Source organism: Pseudoalteromonas maricaloris (genome assembly GCF_024746855.1).
Classification (GTDB): domain Bacteria; phylum Pseudomonadota; class Gammaproteobacteria; order Enterobacterales; family Alteromonadaceae; genus Pseudoalteromonas; species Pseudoalteromonas maricaloris.
On the sequence record NZ_CP024626.1, the window covers coordinates 573302 to 598600 of the forward strand.

Consider the following 25299-nt stretch of genomic DNA (forward strand, 5'->3'; position numbering starts at 1 on the left):
AATGACAATATAACGCTTGTAATTTATATTGCTTGGGCACTACAACCCTTGAAAGAATGAATGCTGTTCAAGGTGTTGGCGGCTTTTGAATTTATAAGCAAGATTATGCCCAAAAAGAGTATGCTATGAAATCTGCAATATTGGTAATTGATGTACAGAACCTTTTATTCGACCCAGAGCCCAAACCGTATGCAAGTGAAGAGGTGTTAAGCCGAATTAACTTAGTGACAGATTGGGCTCGAAAGCAAGGCATGGCAGTTATCTATATTCAACATGAGCAAAACGGTACTGCGATTGAGTATGGTAGTGAAGGTTGGCAATTACAATCAGTACTTCAAGTTGACGCCAATGATCAGTTCGTGCGTAAAACCACCCCAGACTCATTTTTAAACACAAATCTGTCTAACATACTTGAAGAACATGGAGCTCAACATATTTATGTTTGTGGTTATGCTACAGAATTTTGTGTTGATACAACGAGTCGGCGAGCCGCGGGTTTGGGTTATGCAGTTACATTAGTGGCGGATGCCCATACCACACATTGCAAAAAGCACATGTCAGGTGAACAAATAAGAATACATCATAATGCCACACTGCCAAGTATCTCCAGTTTTGGAGTGAAAATATCCGCGGTGTCTACTGCCAAAATTATTGCTTTAGGTGACTGATACAGTCTAGTTTTGTTGAGGGATTACCATTTCCTGTCACTGTTTTCACTTACTCGTCCTAATGACCGGCTGTTAAGGGTTATACATGTTATTACACAAGTGTGAAGCAAACCGGAAACGGTCCTTCTATAAGTTTTAATCTAAGCCTTTGAACCAAAGGACTATTCAATCCACATCCATGCAATTAAAGGCGGGGTAGTCGCGTTTTTAAATGTGATATTGATTATGATATCGTCTTGCGTGTTCTCGTATTTCGCTGCAAATATCAGCATTGGATCCTGACCTCTTCGAAGAGACGCTAACAAGGTTTTAGATTTTAAGCGGCCAAGCTGCGGCGCGATTTCGCGGTATGCCCGCAAAAATCCCTCCTCAGAAACCTTTTTGGCTAAGTCGGTGGTTATTACAGATAAATATGCTTGATAGTTTCCTCTCTCATGCGCTTTCAAAGCATTGTCGACAACAGGCATGAGAAGGTTAAGCGCCTCTTCTTCCGTTGAACCAAACGTTCCAAAATAATTCATAACTATTATCCTTGTCTAATCCTACTGATTTTTCACCTACAGGTAATGAATATAAACGATAGTTTTAAGTGTCTCAAACACTGTAAAAGTCTAAGTACCTATTTCAATTGTGGGGTTAATACTTTTATACTAGGGTCTGTTGTTCTTTGCTGCTGCAAAAACAAACTTGAAAGATAAACATGCCCTAACTTACGAGAAAGCAACGTTATTTAATAAGGAGATAGTAATGAATGCTTATAATATCGAGATATTGAAACAATCCATTGATGATAAAGCGCGCTTTGATGGTTGGGTATTTGGTTTGCCCCCCGGAATTAAAGCCAATCAATGGCCGCTTGACCCACATACCGGCTACCCGCTAAAACACAGCTTTACACTAAGATTGCCAGAGGGCTATCGCACTGATGAGAATGCATTTGCGGTGAGCTTTTTTGCAATCGCGGTTGATCACAATGATGGCGGGCCTGAATATATTGAAGGGTTAGAAGAGGCGTTATTTGCTGAGCAGTCGCCAGATGAACCGCTATTCAAACCCTTTTGGCAGGCGATGCAAACGGTTCATCCTAGCTGTAAGTTTGCAGCGGATACGCTAGATTGTTATTACGCAACGCTCCTGCTTAGTGAAGCTGAGTTTTACGGCGAGCTCTGTTCACCGCCAACTATTATTGAACGACATTTTGAAGATGATGTTTGCGTCCCTGAATGGTTAGTCGAGGGTGGGGCGAGTTGCTTCTGGAAAATGAACTATTCCCAGTACCTCAGTTTGCCAGCTGAAGAGTACCAAATATATCGCGAGCTTGGTGGAATTCCCCCAGAAGCAGTGAGTTTTAACCGTGCAATTGCGCTTGTTGCCAACCCTAGTGATCCTAATGCGGGTAAGACGCCCAGCGAATATGAAGATACAGGTTATATTGATCCGTACGAAGGCGACCCTGAGTGGTTAGAGAGTGTTTTGCCAAACCATTTAGGCGGGACGAGTTTAAACGGTCAAGGGATCCCTGATTTTCTTACACCTTACTACATCGAATTCGAAGAGATCTTAGGTGGGCATAACTTTGGCGGAGGGATAGGTATGCTTGATTTGGTAAACCGCGAGTTTGATTGGAGTTGTGGCTAATATTAACTAAAAAAGCAGCCATAAAGGCTGCTTTACAATTTGGGCAGAGTGCTTAGGCAAGCACTGATTTTAAACGCGATTATCTTGCGTTAGTACTTTCAAAGATTTTGTCAGCAGAAGCTGCAACAAAACCAGTATAGATCTCGCCGTCAGGCTTGGCATAACGCAGAGCAAACTCATAGAAGCAGCTTGGAATGCTAAATTCACCATCGTTAAACTGTACGTTTTGATGATCAGCAAGCGTCGAAGATTGCTCTAGTAACACTTCCGGAGAGCCTTTGATTTCGCCGCCAGAGGTGTTTAGTTCAAAACCGTTGTCTTTGAGCGCTTGGTTTACAGCTTCAATTGTGGTGAAGTTCTTCAGGTAGTTGATGCTTACCGTGAAATGGTTTGCACGGTAGCCCCATGCAGACATCCATGCGGCATACTCGCTCTCAGCGAGTAGCTTTTTGTATGTCTCATGAGAAACACGCCAGTGGGTGCCAGAATACAGGAAGTTTTCAGCTGTTACTGCTGACTCGTCGATTTGCTCAACCATGTCTTTAACGATAGCTTGTAGTTCTTCTGAACATTTTTCAACGAGCAGCTCAGAGATAAACACCTTTGGTTTAGTTGGATCTTGGTGTTCATAGTGTTTAGCATATAGCTTTTTCGCTTCAAAGTGGTATTCGCCACACTCTGTATAACCCACAGCTTTAAAATGTGCAGCGAGCTTTTCTAGGCCTACTTTTTCAATATTAAAGGTACGCAATGCGATGTGGTCATTGATCACGTCGTCTTTTTGCGTTGAGCCGAGAAGTTCATGAACTTTAACTGCAGAAGGTGTTACTTCTAGGTAGTTGTCCCACAGGTGTTCAAATAGTGTATCTACGTTGTTGTGCATAATGGTTTCCTAATTTTTTGTCTTGGTGACAGCTTGTTAAACTTTATACCAATTGGTATCAGCACGACATTGAAATCTATAGTTTAAATGCGTTTATCAGTTCACCTTGAGTGACATCAAGCGCATTGGCTACCTCTGCGGTCAGCTGAATTTTTTCTTCTGCTTCGCACAGATAAGCCTGATCGGTAAACGTGGCTTTAAACGCGTCTAATCGACCATTTGAAATAGCAAGACTAGGGAGCTTGTCAGGTAGTGAAGCGACTATTTCAACCTCACCTTTAAACGACTCTCTAACCGTTCTAATGTTGTCGAGTTTGGCTTCTACCGTTGGACCTGCGTCGAACAAGTCAACATAGCCACGGTGTTCAAACCCTTCTTTTTGTAATAAACGCAAAGCAGGCTTGGTTTTCTCGTGCACTTTACCTATCACAGTTTGTGCTTCTGGACTTAGTAGGTTTGCATAGATGGGATACTTGGGCATAAGTTCACAAATAAAAACTTTGTCCCCGAGACCGACCAAGTGATCTGCTTGCGGAAATTCAATGCTAAAAAAGTGTTCTTGCAGCCACTGCCAAAATGGCGAATGGCCATGTTCGTCACTTACACCACGCATTTCTGCAATAACGGTATCGCTAAAGCGCTCGGCATGTTCTGCCATAAATAAGAAACGGCTTCTTGAAAGAAAGCGACCAGCTAACCCTTGGCGATGACCTTCACGTAAAAATAGTGTGCAGATCTCAGAGCTTCCGGTGTAGTCGTTACACATCGACAGAATATCGACGGTATTATAGACACCCAAAGTTCTTGAGTGATGTACTGTTTTGCCAAGATGATAGTGATATAAAGGCACAGACATACCTACCGCAGCTTCGATCGCAGTGGTGCCTATAATTTCGCCCGTTTGTGTGTCTTCAAGGACGAATAAATAGCCTTCGTCGTATGGTTTTGACACTGACTTTGCAAAGCTTTCAACTGAGCGGTTAATTTTATTAGACAACAATTCGTCATCTACTGGCAGTGAGGTAAACCCATGGCCAGACTCAACCGCAATAGTTTTTAGCGCGTCGAAGTCAGTTTTTTGTATTGGTCTTAATACTAACATGAGAAAGAGGAGACCGAGGTCCCCAGCTCCTTAGCCGTTTACTACTACAGCAACCGCTTGTTCAAAGCGTGCTAGACCTTCTTGGATCTCTTCATCAGTGATCACAAGAGAAGGCGTAAAACGAACTACGTTAGTGCCAGCAACTAACGACATTAAACCGTGCTCTGCACTTGCTACTAGGAAGTCGCGTGCACGGCCTTCAAAGTTGTCATTGAGCACTGCACCTAGAAGAAGGCCTTTACCGCGCACTTCAGAAAATACATTGTATTTGTCGTTAATGGCATTTAGACCATCTCTGAATAGTTGCTCTTTGGCTTTTACGCCAGCTAACACCGATTCTGTATTTACTGTGTCAAATGCAGCTTCCGCTACCGCGCATGCTAGTGGATTACCACCATAAGTTGAGCCATGGGTGCCGACTTTAAGGTGAGCTGCAATTTCAGTGGTGGTAAGCATAGCGCCAATAGGGAAACCGCCACCTAGTGCTTTTGCGCTAGTAAGGATATCAGGTGTTACACCCAGTCCTTGATAAGCATATAGATCACCAGTTCGGCCAACACCCGTTTGTACTTCATCAAAAATAAGTAGCGCGTTGTGTTTATCACATAGTTCGCGCACAGCTTGGACAAACTCAGCATTTGGAGAAATAATCCCGCCTTCACCTTGAAGCGGTTCCATCATGACTGCGCAAGTATTGTCTGAGATTGTTTTTTCAAATGCAGCTAAATCGTTATAGTCGATATGAGTGATATCAGCAGGTTTTGGACCAAAACCATCAGAATAGGCTGCTTGACCACCAACCGTTACCGTGAAGAAAGTGCGACCATGGAAGCCTTTGTTGAATGCGATAATTTGCGTTTTTTCTGCACCAAATTTATCCAGAGCCCAACGACGCGCAAGTTTAAGTGCAGCCTCGTTTGCTTCAGCGCCAGAGTTTGCGAAATAGACTTTTTCTGCGAACGTTGCATCAGTTAACTTTTTGGCAAGGCGAAGCGCCGGCTCGTTGGTCATCACATTTGATAAGTGCCAAATTTTTTCGCCTTGTTCTTTAAGTGCAGAGACGAGCGCAGGATGACAATGGCCTAGACAGTTTACGGCGATACCGCCTGCAAAATCGATGAACTCTCTACCTGTCTGATCCCATACTCGAGAGCCTTGGCCTTTAACTGGAATAACGGCTGACGGGTTGTAGTTTGGAACCATGACTTCATCGAATAATTCGCGATTTGCTTGCATGACGCTTTCTCCTAAATTGTTATCATTGTGCGGTATTACTGTCGGGCAGAAGCTGATTACTTGTTGTTCTGCTCACAGTCAACTTGCTATTTCTTCATTATTACGCGCTTTTGTAATAATTTGCAGTGCAATAATTCACATATTTGCTATCATTTATGTCAAATTAACATGGTTAAATTGCAAAATGATTAGTTCACAAGACGAAAAGCTCATTGCACTGTTGCGTAATAACGCACGAGAGAGCATCTCTGAGTTGGCACGTAAGTTAGACCTTTCCAGAACCACAGTACAAAATCGTATCGCAAAATTAGAGCAAAATGGTGTAATTAAAGGCTATCGCGTAGAGTTTGCTGAGCAGTATATGGATGATTTAGTATCTGCACACGTTTCTATCAAGGTAAAACAAAAACTTACTACAAAGGCGAATTTAGCATTACAGCAGTTGCCAAATGTTTCTGCGCTTTATGCCATTAGTGGGGAATATGATTTGATTGCTATTGTTGAAGCACAGAGTTTGGAGCAGTTGAGCCATCTGCTAGATGAAATCGGTAATTTAGAGGGGATTGAGCGTACCAATTCGTCGGTTATCCTAGAAACCAAATTTAAGCGATAACGCGTTCTCCTGATCTTAATGAATATTGGATAATCAAGCTCTGGGAAGGTGAGGCCAGTCCTTTTCATAAAGCTCGACTTTGAAGTTTGTTAATTTTACTTTCTCAAATTGATCTGGAGAAATAAGGGCCCTTTCTTTGTTAAGAAAATATATGAGCTCACATAGAGCGTTCGATATAACTCGCAACCTAGTTAGAGTGAAATTATTGCTTTGTTTCAACTGGCTTAATATCAAAAGTTCTTTCAAAGCAGCAAAGCTTTCTGAGGATTTTATAAGTTCATCGTATACCGATAAAAACTGCTTATAGGACATACACCCTGCGCTATCTTGGGCTAAATGCTCACCAATTTCAGTTTGCATGAATTGAAATATAGGTCTGTCAACTTTGACTCTGCTGTAAAAGTACTTTTGAATGTCTGTATCAGCCAAAGCCCGTTCTATTTTTTTCAAGTAATAATTAAATTCATTGGTTTTACTATCATCCCCAAAATCTAAATAGCTAAATTCAGTTTTGAGAGACTCAACCCAATAAAAATATCGTGCAAACATATAAAGAGTAGATGATAGATAATGTTTTTTTGTCATAGGCCAAGCACCATACATAGGTTGACTATCATCATCTACCAAAAGAACGGGGTTTTTTGAATTGGATTGTCTTTGACAAACGTGCCACAGCCGATCTTGGAGGTCACTAGCGGATAGTAAAATTTTACCAGAATACTTTCTAACGATAGCTTCCAGTTGTTTTTTGATTTCTACTTTATTGTTGTAATCAAGTTCCCTGAGTTTTAAACCCGATTTATACTTTTCAATATCCCTTTTAAAGATATTGCTAGCAACATTTTTGGCTAAAAATACAACGATAGCTGTTCCTGCCGCAATACCTCCACCGAATCCTAACCCTGAAGCTATTTCTCGAATGAACCGCTGTGAAAAGTCAATTTCTGCCATGCTTTAAGATCTCCGTTTCAACGTTAGAATTGTATCTGCTTTGTTTAAAGTGATTTGCAGCAGCATTCAAACTGAAGGTTTCGCTAATACTAACAAGTGTAGAGTGTATAAAGTCAGTTACCCAACTTGCTCTGGTAACCAAATACTGGTGCCGGTGGCTGCGATATGATTCACATTGCCATTTAACACTTTGCTACCCACATTATTTGAGCTTTCCGGCCGGCTAACTAAATACCCCTGTACACAGCTGATCCCTAAGTTTTTAACTAGCTCAAATTGTTCGGTTTGTTCAACGCCCTCGGCAACAATCTTTAATTCTAACTGCTGTCCAAGTTCGCTGATGGAATTGAGGATCTTACGATACTTAGGGTTGCTATTGGCTTGAGTGATAAACAGTTTATCGATTTTTATCACATCTATCGGTAAATCGGCGAGGGTGCTTAGTGAGCTAAAACCTGTGCCAAAGTCGTCAATCGCGACACTTATTCCTGCATCTCGGCATTGTTGCAATTGTGAAATCGTTTCATTGCTGGCCTTGATAAGAGTGGATTCAGTGATCTCCAACATCAAAGCGGTGGCTGGTAAGCCGGTTTTCTCTAGGGCAGCATTTACCCATTCAAAGACCTTTCTGTGCTTTAACTGTATTCCAGAAACATTAACCGAGATCTTTACCTTTTTCATCCCTGCATTATGCCATGCACACATTTGCCTACACGACTCAAGTAGGATCCAATCACCAAGCTCTAAAATTAAATTAGACTCTTCTGCAATTGGAATAAATTCGGCTGGTGGAATTTGTCCTTCTATTGGGTGGTTCCAACGAATAAGCGCCTCAAAATAGTCGATAGCACAATCTTCAACATGCACTATTGGTTGGAATGACAGATAAAAGCTTTGCGCAGAGATAGCGAGTCGTAACTCTTCTAGGAGGTAGTGATAACGTCGCATTTTCGACCCCATTTCGGGGGAATAAACTTTAAAAATTCCACGACCATCCGTTTTTGCTCTATACATGGCAACATCAGCCATCTGCAATAATGAGTTCGGAGTTGCTGCACTATCTGGGTATACCGCGATACCGATACTTGCTCCAATTTTGACAAGCTTATTGCCAAGCAAGAAATCACGCTCTATATCACTAAGAATGGACTGGGCGATTTCTGTGCACAAACTTGGATTGTTTAATTTGGGAATAAATAGCGAAAATTCATCGCCGCCGAGTCTTGAAAGGTTTTGTTCAAGGCTATGAATAGGGTGGCGATCTTCTAAACCATATTGGCGAACCACTTTTGAGAGCCGAGCAGCAACTTGGATCAGAATTTCGTCGCCAAAACTGTGGCCAAATGAATCATTAACTTGTTTAAAGCCGTCCAAATCAATAAATAGCAGGCCACATTTTTGTTGCGCCAACTCAGCTTGCTTTAACTTTGCCTCAATATGGTCAATATATGCATGTCTATCTATAAGCTTTGTGAGCTTGTCTTGAAAAATTTGAGACTCTGAATGGCGTTTTACGCGAGCAAGATGGCTAGACAAGTCGTGGATCGCATGGCTGAGCTTGGCTAGAGAGGACTTATGATGTAGTGGCGCACTATCAACCTCTAGACGTGTCAATATTCCTCCAACGTCCTTATTCACCTCGCTAATATCTTCATCTTGATTACGGTAGCGGCGCTCTGATTTAAAAAGATACGCAACAATCGCGAGTAAAGTTGCAATTGAAATGAGAGTGATTGGAGAAGTAAATACGGCATACCAGACTGTACTTACATCCAGATATTTGGGTATTCCGAGTGTTGACTCTACCGCAACATAAGTGTGGTTTCCGTTTGCTGCAAAGTTCAAACCGTGCAGTAGTGGGGAATACCAAGGTGATACCATTGATACTGTAAGTTGCTCATTTAACGGGGTTGTAGCGATCAGCTCAAGCACATGGGTCTTAAAAGACAGATGCAGCAATATGACAACAAATAATGTGCCCAGAAGTAGGGGACTTATTAGTCTTATCGCGTTTGGCATGAATAGGCTTTCCTTAGTAATTCAGACTCTTGCATACTACGGAGTAATAGTACGCAGATGCGATCTTCATCGCAAAAATGTAATCTGAAATTATAGTTGCTAACCTAGTTTTTTACACACTTTAGCATTCAGTTGCAAACTTCATCGTGCAAAAGTACTAAAAATTTCACTTTGCAGACTGCTTTATATGAGCGGGATCAATTATTAGTTAAATTCACTTTACATGATAACCATTCTTAACTAGCTTTCTTGTTGACTCTTAATGTGATTGGCTCAGTGATTGCAAGGAACTCATAGCAAACTGAAATCACTGCTTATCTGATTTAGATTGCGCCAAAGCGGTGCAAAATTGCACCAAATTTGTACTGTCATACAAACTCAATATTTGTTTGCTGTACTTAGGGCTGTTGATTTTTAAAGCGAACGGTGAGTTGCCAGCTAATTAAAATTTAATTTTGCAATTTAATTTCACTTAAATCTCAATATGCTCGACATAAATCGTACACAGTTACCAGTCGTTTGCAGTATTAGCGTACGTCACTGTGAAATAAGGACTCACAAAAGGTAAACGGGGGTTATATGCTCACTAAACGGTTTTTCAAAACAAAAGACGAAGCAGAAATTACATTTTCATTTTCACACCCAGAAGCGAAAACGGTGGAACTTGCTGGTGATTTTAATGATTGGCAACCTGAGCCGATGAAATTCATCAAAAAAGACAGTGCGTTTAAGCTCAAACACCGTTTACCAACCGACAAAGATTACCACTTCAGATATTTGATTGATGGTGAAGTTTGGGACAACGATCATCAAGCAGATGATTATGTGCCCAACGGCTTTGGAGAAGACAACAGTGTTGTGTCCACAGCGAGAGCGTAACATTATAAATGGACAACATTGCCCAGCTTCTTTATCTCTATGGTATTGGTTATGAGTACCATAAATACACGGGTGATCATGTGGTATTTGATCACCAAACTCGCCTACAGGCATTGCAGGAGTGTGGTGTTGATGTCAGCAATCTAGATGAAATAAATACACTCAATTTTGAGCTGGATATTGCTAAGTGGTTAACGCCAGTTGAAGCCATTACTTTGGTTTGCAAAGAGACGCCAACTATTACGATAAGAGTGGATGCCGGCCTGCAAATTAACGAACTAATTGTGTCGATCCCCGCATTGGGTTATTGCTGTGTTTGCGATCCAAACAAGCAAGTAGCGATTGGGGATTACCGCTATCAAGATACACGTTATGTTCAACTTGAAGTGCCAATAAACGCGATTGAAGTCGGTTATCATAGCACTGAGGTAATGTTAAATGGTGCGCGGTTTGAGACAGAACTTTGGGTGACGCCTAAACAGTGTTATGACCCGATTGAACAACATAAAAAGCTCCTTGGACTGTCTATTCAGCTATATTCGTTAAAGCCTGCTGGCAGCAAGCTAAGTGCGGATTTTTATGAGCTAAAGCAATTAGTTGAGGCTAGCGCAGCTGAAGGGGTTGATTACATTTTGTTAAACCCACTGCATTTGTTGTTTGTTGATGAACCAGAAAAAGCGAGCCCGTACAGCCCAAATGACCGCCGCCTACTGCACCCTTTTTACATTTCTATCGAGCTTTTGTGTGAACAATTTGGCTTAGATGTGAGTGTGTTCGCCGACTATTTAGACGTCTCAAAGAGTAACTTGAACGCGACATACCTTGATATGACTCGTTGTATGGAAAGTAAGCTTAACGCGTTACGTTTTGCGTGGCAGTTATTGTGTGAACAAACTGGAGCGTGGCGTGCAGACTTTACTCGATTTTGCCAGGCTAAGCAGCAAGAGCTTAAGGCATTTGAGGACGATGACTTCGCTAAATTTTTACAATGGCTTGCGTTTGAACAATTAACGCAATGCCAGTCTTCGGCACTGAATGCTGGTATGGCTGTAGGTTTAATCAATGATTTAGCCGTTGGTTGTGCTGACGGCTCAAGTGAATACAACAGCAATAAAAATTTGTATGCCGCACATGCTCGCGTGGGCGCGCCTCCAGACCCTTGGGCAGAACTCGGTCAAAACTGGGGGTTACCAGCGTTAAACCCCGTTAAGTTAAAAGCGCAGCGCTTTGCATTTTTTAAACAGCTTATCCAAGCGAACATCACCGGTGTTGGGGCATTAAGAATTGACCATGTGATGGGCCTAAGAAGGTTGTGGTGGTGCTTTTATCAAGATCAGCAGCAAACAGGTTGCTATGTATATTATCCATTTGAGTACCTTTTAGCGATCCTCAAAATTGAGTCTGTCAAACATCAAGTAATGATCATTGGTGAAGACTTAGGGGTTGTTCCAATCGAAATCAAAGAAGCAATGTCTGAGTCTCATATATACAGCAATATTCTTTTTTACTTCGAGAAGGATTATCACGGTCAGTTTTTAGCACCTACGCACTATAAGCACAATGCGTTACTCATGGTTGCTAACCATGACGTCCCGCCATTTTTTGGCTGGTGGAGCCATGATGACCTTAGGTTGAAACGCGAATATCAGTTATTGAGCGAACCCCAACTAACAAAAGCGGATGAAGAGCGAACATCCGAGCGAGAGAAGCTTTGTCATTGGCTTAGTCGCTATGGTGAAGTGAGTGTCAGCCTTGCGAGCGAAGCCCGTTATGTGTATCAGTCGCTTATCAATGTGCTCGCCAAGTCGCCTGCAAAAATGCTGACAATTCAGTTTGATGACCTCGACGAACAGAAGTTACCAGTGAATATTCCTGGTACTGACCAAGAGTACCCAAACTGGAGAAGGCGACTTAATCAGACATCAGCGGAAATTATTGCAAGTTCTCGGCCGCTGATCCGAGATGCGGTAACCAGCAGGAAAGAATAGATGAATACAAGAGCAAAAATAGAAGACGCCCAAGTAGATGACTACATCAGTCAACTAGCCGCTTTGGAAGCCGGTAAGTGTCGCGACCCATTTGCCTTCTTAGGGTTACACCAGCTAGATACGAAGCGCTCAGTCGTGCGCTGTTTTATTCCAGGTGCGACAGAAGTTAAGGTGCTTACCAGCGATAGCAGCTATGCGCTTGAACGGTTTCGCAAAAGTGCGCTATTCACATTAGATTTTAAAGCGGATGACATCAGCAAAGATTACCTGCTTGAAGTGCACTACCCAGAGCAAACCGTCACTGCGAGGGATGTATATAGTTTTGAAAGTTGCTTGGCTGATGATGCTTTGTACTTATTTAATGAAGGAACACAAGCCCAAGCTTATTTGCATTTAGGAGCACATCAAGTAGAAATAGAGGGTACAGTTGGGTTTCGATTTGGTGTTTGGGCGCCAAATGCGTTGTCTGTTTCTGTGATAGGTGAGTTTAATCATTGGCAGGCCGTGCAGCATCCAATGCGATTACATCCAGCCAGTGGTGTATGGGAGCTTTTTATTCCAGCACTGGAGGTTGACTGTTGCTATAAATTTGCAATCACCACATTTGAGGGTGAACGCATAGAAAAGGCCGACCCCTTTGCATTTAAAATGGAACAAGCACCGGGCACGGCGAGTATAACTCAGGCTCGACCAGCCGCTTTCACATTGAGCCAAGCAGATCATGATAAAAAGGCGCTGCGTAATAAAATCAATGCACCCATTAGTATTTATGAGGTGCATTTGGGCTCTTGGAAACGCCGAGAGGAAGAAGGTAATCGCTATCTTACGTATCGAGAGTTAGCGGACGACCTTATCCCCTATGTAAAGGCTCTGGGGTTTACCCATTTGCAACTGATGCCTATCAGTGAATATCCTTTTGATGGCTCCTGGGGTTACCAACCGGTGGGATTATTCTCGCCAACCAGTCGCTTTGGTGGCGTGGAGGATTTTGCTTACTTCGTTGAGTGCTGTCATCGTGAAGAGCTCGGATTACTTATCGACTGGGTACCGGGACATTTCCCATCAGATCCTCATGGTTTACATAAATTTGATGGCACACACCTATTCGAACATGCTGATAAGCGGCAAGGATTTCACCCAGATTGGAACACCTATATTTTTAACTACGACCGCGCTGAAGTAAAAAGCTTTTTGCTGTCGAATGCGATGTATTGGATAAAAGAATACGCCATCGATGGCTTAAGAGTGGATGCTGTGGCATCGATGCTTTATTTGGATTACAGCCGTAAACATGGGGAATGGGTGCCAAATCAATATGGCGGCCGTGAAAACCTAGGTGCAATAGAATGCCTCAAATCAGTCAATACCCAATGTTATGGTGTTGATGAAGGTATTATGATGGTCGCTGAAGAATCTACAGCTTGGCCCGGTGTTACCCGCAGTGTTGAACACGATGGTTTGGGTTTTGGTTATAAGTGGAATATGGGGTGGATGAATGACACGCTAAACTATATGTCCAAAGACCCAATTCATCGCAAGTACCATCACCATGAAATGACCTTTTCGATGGTGTATGCCTATTCTGAAAATTACATCTTGCCATTAAGTCACGATGAAGTGGTACATGGCAAAGGTGCGCTACTGAGCAAAATGCCAGGAGACGATTGGCAGCAATTCGCTAATTTACGTGCCTACTATGGCTTTATGTTTGCTCACCCAGGTAAAAAGTTGCTGTTCATGGGCGCTGAACTTGCCCCCCGAGAGGAGTGGGATCATAACCAACAACTCAACTGGAAGTTGCTTGAAAGTGAAGCGCACCAAGGCGTGTATAAGTGTGTCAAAGCGCTCAATACGACCTATAAATCAACGCCGCAACTATTCGAGTGCGATAACAAATCAACAGGATTTAATTGGATTGATGGGGGGAACGCTGAGCAAAGCATATTTAGCTTTGTACGCTACGGACGAGATGGTGTCACACCGCTGGTGGTGATCGCAAACTTTACGCCACAAACCCATTTTCAATTCCGCTTAGGCGTGCCGTCAGCGGGTGTGTATCAAGTTATCTTAAACACGGATGACAAAGCGTTTTGGGGGAGCGGCATTGGAGTCGTTGCACATAAACAACAACTCATTGAATCGAAAAGCATAGCAAGCCATGGCTTTGAGCAAAGTATCGATATAACCGTTCCGCCTTTGGCAACCGTGTATTTGCAGCTGATCTCTGGTGGCACATGCTAACCAGTTATCGCGGCGATCATCAATTATTGGGTGCAACGGCCAGTGATAAAGGCGTTAACTTTTGTGTTTATGCACCGAAAGCAAAACGCGTAACCCTGTGCCTGTTCGACAAAAGCGGCCATAGCGAAGTGAATCGGATAGGGATGTTTCGGCATGAGGGCGGGAATTGGTCACTGTTTATCGAGGGAGCACAAGTCGGAGACTTATATGGCTATCGTGTAGACGGAGAGTATAGCGCGGAAAAAGGGCTGCTTTTCAATGCCAATAAGTTACTCTTAGACCCATATTGCCGCGACTTTTTTGGTGAGTTTACTTGGAGTGAACGACATTTTTGCCATTTGCCAGTAGGCCATATAAACCCATCTGATAACGCCTGTGATATGCCAAAGAGTAAAGTGACGGCGATTGAGAAGTATCAAGGGAAGCGACCTAAGACTCCGTGGAGTAAAACGGTGATCTATGAATGTCATGTTAAAGGGGCAACTGTTAGGCATCCAGATATTCCAAGTAAACACCAAGGAAAATACTTAGGGATTGCAGAACAAACTTTTATCGATCACCTCAAGCATATTGGTGTTACTGCGATTGAACTGCTACCTGTGCATGCGTTTATCAATGAGCAATTTCTTACGACCAAAGGACTAAAAAATTATTGGGGATATAACAGCCTCAACTTTTTTACGCCACACAAAAGTTATCTCGTTAACGACGACATCAACGAATTTAAGGTAATGGTAGAGCGACTCCATCAAGCCGGCATTGAGGTTATTTTGGATGTGGTGTTTAACCATACTGCGGAAGGTGGCTTGGATGGCCCGACAATTAGCTTTAAAGGGTTTGATAACCTGACTTATTACAGCACCTTGCCGAGTAAGCCCAATGTCTACATTAATGACACCGGCTGTGGAAACACAATGAATATCTCGAACCCTGTGGTATTAAGACTTGTCTTGGACAGCTTGCGCTATTGGGTGGAATACATGGGGGTGGACGGTTTTCGCTTTGATTTGGCGACGATCCTTGCTCGTCAAGCCTCGGGATTTTCAAATCAACATGCATTTTTGCAAGCGATCCATCAAGACCCAGTGCTTAGCAAAGTAAAACTGATTGCCGAGCCTTGGGATATTGGTCCTGGTGGGTATCAACTTGGACAATTTCCTTCTCCGTGGCGTGAGTGGAATGATAAATATCGAGATACCGTTAGGCGCTTCTGGCGTGGTGATGAGGGAGTATTGCCAGAGCTTGCGATGCGTATTCATGGCTCCAGTGACCTATTTGAACATAACTTACGGGGCCCTTTGAACTCCATAAATTTTCTTACCAGTCATGACGGCTTCTCATTGTTTGATTGGACGGCTTACGAGCATAAACACAATGAAGCAAACGGTGAGGCAAATAGAGACGGCCACAGTGAAAACTTTTCATTTAATTGTGGGGTAGAAGGGTTCAGTGCAGACCCTCAAATCAATGAATTGCGTCTCAGTATGCAGAAAAATGCATTACTCACTTTGTTTTTGTCCAAAGGGATCCCGATGATTTGCGCGGGAACCGAAATGGCACATACGCAAAGTGGCAACAATAATGCTTACTGCCAAGACAACTGCACTAGCTGGCTGGCATGGAAAAACCACCAGCAACACCACACGTTAACTTTTTTTATCCAAGATTTACTTGCGCTTCGTAAGCAATTTGCCGCGTTTTCTCACTCATTTTATGTCCATGACAGTGACAGTCGTTTTGCGGTGAATTGGTTTAATGAACAAGCAAAGCCGTTATCGCCTGAACAATGGCGAGAGCCGAGCCGCAAATGGTTGAGTTACACCATTACCGATCAGCAGTTAGGGCAAAGCTTATTGATAATTCTGAACGCCAGTGAAAGTGCATTGCAAATAAAGCTGCCATTTAGTGCATTTTCATCTCATTGGCAGCAAGCAATCACCACTGCGGTTGAGCCGCATCGACCAGAGTTAGATTCTTATTTACAGGTTCCAGCTAAGTCAGCATGGATATTTACATCAATCAAAGGGGATGAAAAGCATGGCTAATAAAAGTGCGCCAGTATGCGTGGTAAAACATTGGCAAGATGCACCAAAGATAGATGAAAACACCTTGAGTGATGATTTGACTCGTCACTTTTACTACACCTTAGGTCGAGACAAAGTAGGAGAGTCACGACTGTATTTGTACCATGCATTAGCCTTGACTATTCGTGACCGATTAGTCGCCCGTTGCCGGGCAACAAAAGAGCACATTAAGAGTAAAAAGACGCGTAAAGCAGCCTATCTCTCGTTGGAGTTTTTAATGGGTAGAGCACTGTCTAATGCGGTGTTAAATCTAGACTTAGAAGAACAAGTTCAAGCGGCATTACAAGAATACTGTACTGAGCTTGAAGAGGTCGCGCAGGCTGAACATGATGCAGGTCTTGGTAATGGTGGTTTAGGCCGCCTTGCAGCTTGCTTTTTGGATAGCTGTGCTTCATTAGCCCTTCCTGTTGTTGGTTACGGTTTGCGTTACGAATTTGGGATGTTTAACCAAACCTGTGAACAGGGTCACCAAGTAGAACAGCCAGATAACTGGCTCCGTGAAGGTCATCCATGGGAGCTTGCCGCACCAGAACAAGCCCGGAGAGTTAAGTTTTTTGGTCATGTTGAAGTACATACCGACAAAAATGGTAGGCAGCATCGTGAGTGGCTTGATACGCAAGATATTCTCGCCGTGCCTTACGACGTTCCTGTGCCTGGATATCGTAATGAGGTGGTAAACACATTAAGACTATGGAAATCAGAGGCAACCGATGAGTTTGACCTCAACGAATTTAACGCTGGTAGCTATTCAGAAGCGGTGGCGAAAAAGAATCTTGCTGAGCAGATAACGATGGTGCTGTACCCCAATGATGCCAGTGAAAATGGTAAAGAGCTGAGACTAAGGCAGCAGTACTTTTTATCCAGCGCGAGCTTGCAAGACGTGATCGCAACGTGGGTTGAGCAATACGGCGATGATTTCAGTGATTTTGCGGACTATCACGTATTCCAACTCAATGATACCCATCCAAGTATTGCCGTAGCTGAACTAATGCGTATTTTATTAGACGATTACGCGCTGGAGTGGGATGCTGCGTGGAAGATAACGACATCAACCATGGCATATACCAACCATACTTTATTGCCTGAAGCATTAGAGCGCTGGTCTGTGAGTTTATTTGAGCGCTTGTTACCAAGGTTGCTAGAAATTATCTATGAGATCAATGCCCGCTTTTTGTCGGAAGTTGCACTGAAATGGCCCGGTGATATCGAAAAGCAGCGCGCGCTGTCACTCATTGAGGAGTCTAGCCATCCTCAAATTCGCATGGCGTATCTTGCGATTGTAGGCAGTTATTCTGTCAATGGTGTTGCTGCACTTCATACCGAGCTATTAAAAGCTGGTTTGTTTAACGATTTCTATCAACTGTGCCCAGAGAAGTTTAATAATAAAACGAATGGGGTGACGCCAAGACGCTGGTTATCGCACTGTAATCCAGAACTGGCGCAATTGATTAGTGATAAAATTGGTGATGGATGGCAAGCTGATTTTTCTAAAATTAGTGAACTACGTCGTTTTTACGATAACCACGCCTTCCAAAAGCAATGGTTAACAGTCAAACAAAACAACAAACAACGTCTTGCTGAGCTAATTGCCCATGAATGTCAGGTAGAGTTTGATCCAACTATGATGTTTGATGTTCAAGTCAAGCGTATTCATGAATACAAGCGTCAGCTACTTAACGTATTGCACGTTATCCATCTATACGATCGGATCTGTCGTGGTGATGTGGCAGAGCTCGTTCCTCGTTGCGTACTGTTTGGAGGTAAGGCTGCACCCGGTTATTACATGGCGAAGAAGATCATTAAATTAATCAATAATGTTGCCAATGTTATCAACAATGACCCAGCGGCGAGGCCCTATCTTCGAGTGGCTTTTATGCCCAATTACAATGTCTCAAAAATGGAAGTGATTTGTCCTGCAACAGACTTATCAGAGCAAATTTCAACCGCAGGAAAAGAAGCGTCTGGCACAGGCAACATGAAGTTTATGATGAATGGTGCAATCACCATAGGCACCTTAGATGGTGCCAATATTGAAATACGAGAATGCGTTGGTGCAGACAACTTTTACTTATTTGGTGTAACTGCTGAACAAGCACAGCAAGTGCGCCAAAATTATCAGCCCCTTAAGATAATAGAAAGCAACAATGACCTTAAACGTGTTATGGCTTTGCTCGAAAGTGGGCACTTTAACCTATTTGAGCCTAATATCTTTGATGACGTAATTAACTCAATTAAGAGTAGTACCGATCCTTGGTTAGTGGCACAAGATTTTCCTTCCTATGTTGAGAGCCAAGATCATGCGGCTCAAGCATACAAAGACAAGGAACATTGGCTGCGCATGAGTATTCTCAATACCGCAGCAAGTGGAAAATTTTCTAGCGATAGAACAATTCAAGATTACAGCGATGATATTTGGCGCTTGAGCCCAATGCAGTAGTCACCGCAAAAAAGTTATGGAGAGAAGAAATAATGCCTAATTATGCGAATCGTTATATTAGTACCCTCACTCGAGAAACATATGCTTTAATACTTGCGGGTGGAAGAGGTTCGCGCCTTCACGAGCTCACCAATTGGCGAGCGAAACCCGCTGTTTATTTTGGCGGCAAACATCGAATTATCGATTTTCCACTGTCTAACTGCATTAACTCAGGGATCCGTCGGGTTGGCATTGCCACGCAGTATAAGTCGCACTCCCTTATTCGTCATGTTAATCGCGCATGGGGACACTTTAAAAAGGAGCTGGGAGAATCTGTAGAGATATTGCCAGCATCACAGCGATATGGTGATGAATGGTACTGCGGCACAGCAGATGCAGTTTTCCAGAATATGGATATTATTCGTCATGAGCTTCCCAAGTACGTTATGATCCTATCGGGTGATCATGTCTACAGAATGGATTACGGTGGCTTGCTTGCAAAGCACGTTGAGACAGGTGCAGATATGACCGTATGTTGTATTGAAGTGCCCTGTGAAGAGGCTGCAAAAACGTTTGGTGTAATGACGGTAGATGAAAGCAACCGGGTGCGTCGCTTTGATGAAAAACCGGTAGATCCGACGTCAATCCCTGGAAAGCCAGGTGTATGTTTGGCGTCTATGGGGAACTATGTGTTTAACACTGAGTTTTTATTCGAGCAGTTGAAAAAGGATGCGGAACGAGAAGGGTCTGGCCGTGACTTTGGTCATGATATTATCCCATCCATCATAGAAGAGCATAATGTGTATGCGTATCCATTTTGCGACCCATCACATGAAGGGCAGCCATATTGGCGAGATGTAGGGACGCTTGATTCATTCTGGGAAGCAAATATGGAGTTGGTTTCTCCTGAACCACAACTTGATCTCTATGATCCTCATTGGCCAATTTGGACTTATCAGGAACAGTTACCACCAGCTAAATTTATATTTGATGATGATGATAGACGCGGTATGGCCGTAGACTCAACGGTTTCTGGTGGCTGTATTATTTCTGGCTCTAAGGTTAAGCGTTCATTGCTGTTTTCCAATGTGCATGTTCACTCGTATTGTGAAATTGAAGGAGCCGTTGTGTTGCCTGGTGCCAAAATCGGGCGTAACTGCAAAATCAAAAACGCAATCATTGACCGCAGTTGTCAAATACCAGAGGGGATGACAATTGGTTACGATACTGACTTAGACAAAGAGAATGGCTTTAGAGTGTCGAATAAGGGGATCGTATTGGTGACCCGAGATATGCTCGCAGAGCTTGCGGAAAAAAATAATAAATGATCCATGTAGAGGTACTATGCATGTAATTTTAGTGGCAGCCGAAAACGATCGGTTGCCAAATTGTAAGGTAGGGGGCGTCGCAGATGTAATACGTGACGTGCCTTATGCATTGGCGCAGCTTGGCATTAAAGTATCGGTGGTGACACCTGATTATGGCCAAGCTGCTTTAAATCGAAACCTAGTCGCTGATATTGCTGTCCCTTTTCGTCAACACCTAGAAACGGCGACTCTTTGGTCTGTTGAAGAAAGCGACAATGTCACTCAGTATGTCATTTCACATTCATTGTTTAGTGAGCATCATGGCGCTATTTACTGTAATGATCCTCACCAGCCCTTCGCCACGGATGCAAATCGATTTGCGTTTTTTAGTGCGGCAGTTGCTGAACTTATTGAACATGAGTTGATAGCAGAGATAGATGTTGTACACCTACATGACTGGCATGCTGCTGTCGTTGCGGTACTTCGTCAGTTTAGTCCAAGATTCAAACGCTTAAAGGCGCTGAAGACAGTCTATACTGTGCATAACCTTGCGCTTCAAGGGATCCGGCCTTTTAATCAAGACTTTTCCAGCCTTGAGTCTTGGTTTCCGACACTCACCTATGATGGACTCAGTATTTGCGATCCTAAATATCCTCACTGCTTTAATCCGATGCGAGCGGCTATTAACCTGTCAGACAAAGTGCATGTTGTTTCTCCTAATTACGCCAAAGAGGTAATGATCCCAAGTCATCCGGAGCTTGGTTTTTTTGGTGGCGAAGGGTTAGAGAGCGACATGCAGCATGCTTCTTATGAGGGACGGTTAGCAGGTATTTTAAACGGTTGTGTGTATGATGAGTCAGGTGACGAAGAGAATCTAACTCTTGCTGACTATTTGGCGCTTGCTGAGCAGCATGTGTTTCAATGGATGGCGAAGTCTAGCCAAGTATTATCCCGGTTTTACATTGCCCACCAACGCATACTCGCTTGGCGCGGTGAAGCCTTTGGTGGCAAGCTAATTACAAGTGTTGGTCGTCTCACCGATCAAAAAGCACTTATTTTAAGACAGCCTACCCAGTCAGGCATTGTGCTCGATGACATTGCAAAAATAGCCAAGCACCAAGGAGCACGTATTGTGATTGTTGGCTCTGGTGACCCAAGTCTTGAGCAGCTATTTACCGAAGTAATGGCACGCCATAACAATGTCTTGTTTTTAAATGGTTATGGTAAAGCACTCGGCGAACAACTGTACCCGTTAGGTGATTTATTTTTAATGCCAAGCTCCTTTGAACCTTGTGGTATCAGCCAAATGCTTGCTATGCGTGCAGGACAACCTTGTATCGTGCATAAAGTGGGTGGACTATATGATACGGTAAAACACAATGAAACAGGCTATTGCTTTGAAGGAGAAACACTCGCTGAGCAAGGTAGCCAGTTTATTGCGATTTTTGAATTAGCGCTTGCTGATCTGATGAACGATAGCGAAAAATATCAACAACTCAGGCTGCAAGCTCGTATGCAGCGCTTTGACTGGTCTGATGTTGCACAAAAATACTGCGAACAATTATATAGATAGCGAAAATGTAGATAAAAAATTTTCGCATCTGTGTTAAGTATTTAGCAATTGGCTCAGTTGCTAAACAAAAAACTAGGTCAAAGGTATCAAAAGATAGCTTTGGCCTTTCTTTTTTGTCATTTTGCATTATCTTTTAAGCTATTATTTTGATTCTTAATAGCTTAGGTTGATTTTCTTTATCATCATAAAGGGTTAAAATCTAAAAATTGCTAAACCAAAAGTGTGATTGTTCACTTTAGGTACAAAGGAGTTTTTGTTTGAAGGTTTTTGTGGCCCGCCAAGCCATATTTAATCGTAAAAAACAAGTTGTTGCATACGAATTGTTGTTTCGCGATGGTGTAAAAAATAGCTTTCCAAATATTGCAGATGATGCAGCGACAGCCAAGCTGATAATGAATAATCAACTTAACCTCGGCATGCGATATCTCACTTCGGGAAAGAAAGCGCTAATTAATATTGGTCCAGACTCGTTACGTCAGGAGCTGTGTGAGTTTCTCCCAGCAAATGATGTGATCTTGGAGCTATTGGAGACTATTCCGCCAACAAAACAAAATTATGAGCGGATAAGAGGCTTATTTCACAGCAACTTTAGACTCGCGTTGGACGATTTTGAATACTCAAAAGAGTGGGAACCTTTCTTAAAGCTCGTTAGGTTGATTAAGTTCGACGTCATGGAAAATCCGCTGGATACTATAGTGCCAGTAATTGACATGATCAAAGAGCGAAAGAACATCAAACTACTAGCGGAAAAAGTCGAAACCGAAGAAGAATTCGAGCAAGCTAAAAAGATGGGGTTTCAGTTCTTTCAAGGCTACTTCTTTGCAAAACCAAAGATGATTGAGCAAAAAGACATTACTATTAATTATGTGATTGTCATGCTCATTTATGAAGAAGCACTTAAACCGAATATGAGTATTACGCGATTAGCCGAATTGTTTGCTCAGGACACTGCGCTTGCGTACAAACTGCTAAGGCTAATTAATTCCGGCGTATTTCCAATCAAAAGTCGTATCGAATCTTTAAAACAAGCCTTGGTATATTTAGGAAACGAGCGTGTAAAAAAGTTTGTAAACTTAATTATGACAGCCCACGTAGCAGAGGGAAAACCGACAGAATTAACACGCCTCTCTATCGTTCGTTCGCGATTTTGTGAGCTTATCGCACAGCAAATTTCGCCAGGACTTGCCAATATGAGCTTTATGACAGGGTTATTTTCTCTGCTTGATGCCATTCTTGACAGGCCAATGGAGCAGGTTGTAAACAAGCTACCTTTTCCTGAGCAGCTTCATGATGCTTTGATAGGTAAACCCAACACGCTATATTATATTTTAAATATCGTTAGAGCCTATGAGTCTGGAAGCTGGTGGACTCTGCAGGATGCGTGCAGTTATCTAAACTACAAAGACGAAAACCTTCCTGATTTTCATGCTGCTGCGATAAACTGGGCTGATATGTATAAAAACCGTGTGTATTGATGAATAGAATTATTGCGATGGATGCGATCCGAGGGTTCGCGCTACTTGGCTTGCTTTCCATGAATATGGTACATATGGCCAATTTTGAGTTGGGCTATGTACCAGCCCAAACAGCCCACAATCTTGATCCGTTCTTCGCAATGGTTAATAGTATTTTCTTTGATGGTCGATTCAGAACCTTATTTGCAATGTTATTTGGAGCGGCATTATGTATTCAGGTAGCAAAGACGAATGATCAGAGCCTTGCAAGGCATCGACTAACATGGCTAATGGTCTTTGGCGTGTTACACGGCGTGTTGATTTGGCCAGGAGATATTTTATTTAATTATGCGTTGAGTGGATTTGTCGCGCTTCGATTTATTAATGCGAGTGACAAAAAGTTAAGTCGCTATGCAATAGGGTTCATTTTAATCCCTTCTATTGCTATCAGCTTATTGCTGTTAATTGATCCAGAACCACAAATAAATAGAACTTCAGAAGTCTACCTCGAGTTTTTGCAGCAAATTCCAGCAAACTACCTAGAACTGCTCACCCTTAATGGTCTCTACTTTATCATTATCAGTTTACTTATCCCGGTTATTACTTTGTGGTATACCGCGGGGTTAATGCTACTCGGTATGCGTTTATATCGAAGTGGAATGTTTGATTTAGAGCGTACTGAACCTGTTCGTAAAATTAACTTGTTTGCCGTGATAGCCATTATTTTGTCATTTGTCGGCTTTGTTCTTGAACGTAAGCTAGGCGTCGAGTTTTTTGAAGGAATAGATTGGATCCTTGCAGTACCCGTTGCGTTGTTTTATGTCGTCGTAATTAAGGCGGCAATGCGAGGTACAAAACATCAACTTTGGAGTCTCCAATGTGTTGGGCGTCTCGCGCTTTCGCTTTATCTTCTCCAGTCAATGGTGTTTGTAAGCTATTTTTACTTTATAAACCCGAGCGCTATCAGCATTTGGGAGCGGGTGGATTATTTCGCGGCATTTGTAATTGCGTCTATAATTCAATTAGCCCTTGCGGTGGTATATTGTAAGCTGTTTAAGCAAGGTCCATTTGAGAAGTTATTGAAGGTACTAGTGCTACGAAGAGCCCGCTATGATTAAAAAAGTACTAATTGGGTTAGTGCTATGGATGGTGTGTTTTAGTGTTGATGCTAAACAGTCTTTAAATGTCTTGTTTGTTAATCCTTCTGTGCCTGGTGAACCATTTTGGCAGCGCGTCCAAGGCATTACAGAAGCGGCAGCGGATCAATTCGATATTAGATTAGATGTGATCTATGGAGAAGGAAACCGAATTATACAGCTCGCTGAGCTTAAAAAATATTTGAGTTATCGTGCTACTCCCGATTATGTCATCCTCATTAATTATCCTGGTGGTGCTGAAGAAAGCCTAAAGCTTTTAGAAAAATATGGGATCAATCATATTACTTTAGAAGAAACGATTTCTGGCCCTGAAAGGCTCGCGATAGGTAATCCAAAAGAACACTATAAGTATTGGCTTGGGGAAGTGCATCATGATAATGACCAAGCTGGTTACGATCTGGCAAAGAAACTATACCAACAAGCTAAAACTAACGGTCATGAGACAATTTATCCTATTGCTATCAATGGTCACTATGGCACAGAGTCAGATATTAGAAGCAACGGTGCAAAGCGCTTTTTTGATGAAGTTGGCGTGGTGGTTCAGCAAACTGTCTACGCTGGGTGGTCAAAAGAGCAAGCGCTTGATAAGACTAAGAAATTGTTGCACCGCTATCCAAAAACAAACCTTATTTGGTGTGCGTCAGATTTGATGGCGATGGGAGCTATCACCGCAGCTGCATCAAGCACCTCACAAATAGTGTTTGGCGGATTTGATTGGTTGTCGGATACTTTTGAGCTTATTGAACATAATGAGATGCAAGCATCCGTTGGCGGGCACTTTATGATGGGGGCTTGGGCGTTGATTTCGGTGTACGATCATTATTATGGGCACCCCTTTTGGAAGGATAACACTGAACTTGCGTTTGACTTAAGCGTAATCACCAAGGAAAATCTAGCGGACTATTACTGGATAAAGTCAGCGAAAAACTGGCAATCTATTGATTACAAGGCTATGAGTCTTAGAGGAAAGCCTAAAAAGCAGTATCATTTTTCTCCTGAGCTATTAAGAAAAAGTTTGCAAAAGTAGAAATGCAGTAGTGTAAAGCGGTTGAAGCGATTACAATACGGGTTTTTACTCAAAGTGGTTGTA

General features: G+C 42.7%; 19 protein-coding genes. 13 read left to right on the plus strand and 6 right to left on the minus strand.

Annotated elements, in window-relative coordinates:
* Positions 1 to 125 precede the first annotated feature (125 nt).
* Entirely contained in the window at positions 126 to 668 is a 543-nt protein-coding gene (locus tag CTT31_RS20315; protein ID WP_260492903.1) for a cysteine hydrolase family protein, read from the plus strand.
* Positions 669 to 829: 161 nt separating this feature from the next.
* Here the strand turns inward: CTT31_RS20315 and CTT31_RS20320 are convergent, their stop codons facing one another.
* Positions 830 to 1189 carry a hypothetical protein gene (locus CTT31_RS20320; protein ID WP_260492904.1) on the minus strand — a complete coding sequence of 120 codons (360 nt, stop codon included), beginning with the start codon at positions 1187 to 1189 and terminating at the stop codon, positions 830 to 832.
* Between the two features lie 226 nt (positions 1190 to 1415).
* Here CTT31_RS20320 and CTT31_RS20325 point away from each other — a divergent pair, with 226 nt between their 5' ends.
* The gene (locus CTT31_RS20325) at positions 1416 to 2306 is read left to right on the plus strand and encodes a hypothetical protein (RefSeq protein WP_095729357.1); all 891 of its coding nucleotides are present in this window, start codon (positions 1416 to 1418) and stop codon (positions 2304 to 2306) included.
* A gap of 79 nt (positions 2307 to 2385) precedes the next feature.
* Here CTT31_RS20325 and CTT31_RS20330 read toward each other — a convergent pair whose 3' ends face one another.
* The 3 genes from CTT31_RS20330 to CTT31_RS20340 form a co-directional block, all read right to left on the minus strand.
* Positions 2386 to 3189, minus strand: coding sequence for a DUF1338 domain-containing protein (locus CTT31_RS20330; protein WP_010373001.1), 804 nt, complete (start codon positions 3187 to 3189; stop codon positions 2386 to 2388).
* A gap of 76 nt (positions 3190 to 3265) precedes the next feature.
* Complete coding sequence (astA, locus tag CTT31_RS20335) at positions 3266 to 4291, minus strand: arginine N-succinyltransferase (RefSeq protein ID WP_039495145.1); 1026 nt, start codon at positions 4289 to 4291, stop codon at positions 3266 to 3268.
* Positions 4292 to 4321: 30 nt separating this feature from the next.
* Positions 4322 to 5527, minus strand: a complete 1206-nt coding sequence (locus CTT31_RS20340) for an aspartate aminotransferase family protein (RefSeq protein ID WP_260492905.1) — start codon at positions 5525 to 5527, stop codon at positions 4322 to 4324.
* 184 nt (positions 5528 to 5711) lie between these two features.
* Here CTT31_RS20340 and CTT31_RS20345 point away from each other — a divergent pair, with 184 nt between their 5' ends.
* Positions 5712 to 6140 (plus strand): Lrp/AsnC family transcriptional regulator, encoded by a 429-nt coding sequence (locus CTT31_RS20345; RefSeq protein ID WP_010372995.1) that lies wholly within the window; start codon positions 5712 to 5714, stop codon positions 6138 to 6140.
* A gap of 33 nt (positions 6141 to 6173) precedes the next feature.
* Here the strand turns inward: CTT31_RS20345 and CTT31_RS20350 are convergent, their stop codons facing one another.
* Both CTT31_RS20350 and CTT31_RS20355 read right to left on the minus strand, forming a co-directional pair.
* On the minus strand, positions 6174 to 7091 hold the full coding sequence (locus CTT31_RS20350) for a hypothetical protein (protein WP_260492906.1): 918 nt from the start codon (positions 7089 to 7091) through the stop codon (positions 6174 to 6176).
* A 117-nt stretch (positions 7092 to 7208) separates the two neighbouring features.
* Positions 7209 to 9110, minus strand: a complete 1902-nt coding sequence (locus tag CTT31_RS20355; RefSeq protein WP_260492907.1) for a putative bifunctional diguanylate cyclase/phosphodiesterase — start codon at positions 9108 to 9110, stop codon at positions 7209 to 7211.
* Between the two features lie 579 nt (positions 9111 to 9689).
* Between CTT31_RS20355 and CTT31_RS20360 the strand changes: the two genes are divergently transcribed.
* From CTT31_RS20360 to CTT31_RS20405, 10 genes are all read left to right on the plus strand, one after another.
* Positions 9690 to 9989, plus strand: a complete 300-nt coding sequence (locus CTT31_RS20360) for an isoamylase early set domain-containing protein (RefSeq protein WP_010372991.1) — start codon at positions 9690 to 9692, stop codon at positions 9987 to 9989.
* Between the two features lie 8 nt (positions 9990 to 9997).
* On the plus strand, positions 9998 to 11977 hold the full coding sequence (gene malQ, locus CTT31_RS20365; protein WP_260492908.1) for a 4-alpha-glucanotransferase: 1980 nt from the start codon (positions 9998 to 10000) through the stop codon (positions 11975 to 11977).
* Positions 11978 to 14218 (plus strand): 1,4-alpha-glucan branching protein GlgB, encoded by a 2241-nt coding sequence (gene glgB / locus CTT31_RS20370; protein ID WP_260492909.1) that lies wholly within the window; start codon positions 11978 to 11980, stop codon positions 14216 to 14218. It begins immediately after the preceding gene.
* Positions 14212 to 16263 (plus strand): glycogen debranching protein GlgX, encoded by a 2052-nt coding sequence (gene glgX, locus CTT31_RS20375; RefSeq protein ID WP_260492910.1) that lies wholly within the window; start codon positions 14212 to 14214, stop codon positions 16261 to 16263. Before glgB ends, glgX begins: the two co-directional genes overlap by 7 nt.
* Complete coding sequence (locus tag CTT31_RS20380; protein WP_260492911.1) at positions 16256 to 18739, plus strand: glycogen/starch/alpha-glucan phosphorylase; 2484 nt, start codon at positions 16256 to 16258, stop codon at positions 18737 to 18739. The genes glgX and CTT31_RS20380 overlap by 8 nt, the downstream gene beginning before the upstream one ends.
* A 32-nt stretch (positions 18740 to 18771) precedes the next feature.
* A complete protein-coding gene (gene glgC / locus CTT31_RS20385; protein WP_010372983.1) occupies positions 18772 to 20046 on the plus strand; it encodes a glucose-1-phosphate adenylyltransferase in 1275 nt (424 codons plus the stop codon).
* Positions 20047 to 20062: 16 nt separating this feature from the next.
* On the plus strand, positions 20063 to 21598 hold the full coding sequence (locus CTT31_RS20390; RefSeq protein WP_260492912.1) for a glycogen synthase: 1536 nt from the start codon (positions 20063 to 20065) through the stop codon (positions 21596 to 21598).
* Between the two features lie 257 nt (positions 21599 to 21855).
* Positions 21856 to 23073: an EAL and HDOD domain-containing protein gene (locus CTT31_RS20395; protein WP_010605397.1), complete on the plus strand. Its 1218-nt coding sequence runs from the start codon at positions 21856 to 21858 to the stop codon at positions 23071 to 23073.
* Positions 23073 to 24170, plus strand: coding sequence for a DUF418 domain-containing protein (locus CTT31_RS20400; protein ID WP_249122350.1), 1098 nt, complete (start codon positions 23073 to 23075; stop codon positions 24168 to 24170). The genes CTT31_RS20395 and CTT31_RS20400 overlap by 1 nt, the downstream gene beginning before the upstream one ends.
* Complete coding sequence (locus CTT31_RS20405) at positions 24163 to 25236, plus strand: ABC transporter substrate-binding protein (RefSeq protein WP_260492913.1); 1074 nt, start codon at positions 24163 to 24165, stop codon at positions 25234 to 25236. Before CTT31_RS20400 ends, CTT31_RS20405 begins: the two co-directional genes overlap by 8 nt.
* The last annotated feature ends 63 nt before the right edge of the window (positions 25237 to 25299 follow it).

Coding starts and splice junctions, on each gene's coding strand:
- CTT31_RS20315 (WP_260492903.1), top strand. CDS start 126: ATGAAATCTGCAATATTGGTAATTGATGTACAGAACCTTTTATTCGAC.
- CTT31_RS20320 (WP_260492904.1), bottom strand. CDS start 1,189: ATGAATTATTTTGGAACGTTTGGTTCAACGGAAGAAGAGGCGCTTAAC.
- CTT31_RS20325 (WP_095729357.1), top strand. CDS start 1,416: ATGAATGCTTATAATATCGAGATATTGAAACAATCCATTGATGATAAA.
- CTT31_RS20330 (WP_010373001.1), bottom strand. CDS start 3,189: ATGCACAACAACGTAGATACACTATTTGAACACCTGTGGGACAACTAC.
- astA (WP_039495145.1), bottom strand. CDS start 4,291: ATGTTAGTATTAAGACCAATACAAAAAACTGACTTCGACGCGCTAAAA.
- CTT31_RS20340 (WP_260492905.1), bottom strand. CDS start 5,527: ATGCAAGCAAATCGCGAATTATTCGATGAAGTCATGGTTCCAAACTAC.
- CTT31_RS20345 (WP_010372995.1), top strand. CDS start 5,712: ATGATTAGTTCACAAGACGAAAAGCTCATTGCACTGTTGCGTAATAAC.
- CTT31_RS20350 (WP_260492906.1), bottom strand. CDS start 7,091: ATGGCAGAAATTGACTTTTCACAGCGGTTCATTCGAGAAATAGCTTCA.
- CTT31_RS20355 (WP_260492907.1), bottom strand. CDS start 9,110: ATGCCAAACGCGATAAGACTAATAAGTCCCCTACTTCTGGGCACATTA.
- CTT31_RS20360 (WP_010372991.1), top strand. CDS start 9,690: ATGCTCACTAAACGGTTTTTCAAAACAAAAGACGAAGCAGAAATTACA.
- malQ (WP_260492908.1), top strand. CDS start 9,998: ATGGACAACATTGCCCAGCTTCTTTATCTCTATGGTATTGGTTATGAG.
- glgB (WP_260492909.1), top strand. CDS start 11,978: ATGAATACAAGAGCAAAAATAGAAGACGCCCAAGTAGATGACTACATC.
- glgX (WP_260492910.1), top strand. CDS start 14,212: ATGCTAACCAGTTATCGCGGCGATCATCAATTATTGGGTGCAACGGCC.
- CTT31_RS20380 (WP_260492911.1), top strand. CDS start 16,256: ATGGCTAATAAAAGTGCGCCAGTATGCGTGGTAAAACATTGGCAAGAT.
- glgC (WP_010372983.1), top strand. CDS start 18,772: ATGCCTAATTATGCGAATCGTTATATTAGTACCCTCACTCGAGAAACA.
- CTT31_RS20390 (WP_260492912.1), top strand. CDS start 20,063: ATGCATGTAATTTTAGTGGCAGCCGAAAACGATCGGTTGCCAAATTGT.
- CTT31_RS20400 (WP_249122350.1), top strand. CDS start 23,073: ATGAATAGAATTATTGCGATGGATGCGATCCGAGGGTTCGCGCTACTT.
- CTT31_RS20405 (WP_260492913.1), top strand. CDS start 24,163: ATGATTAAAAAAGTACTAATTGGGTTAGTGCTATGGATGGTGTGTTTT.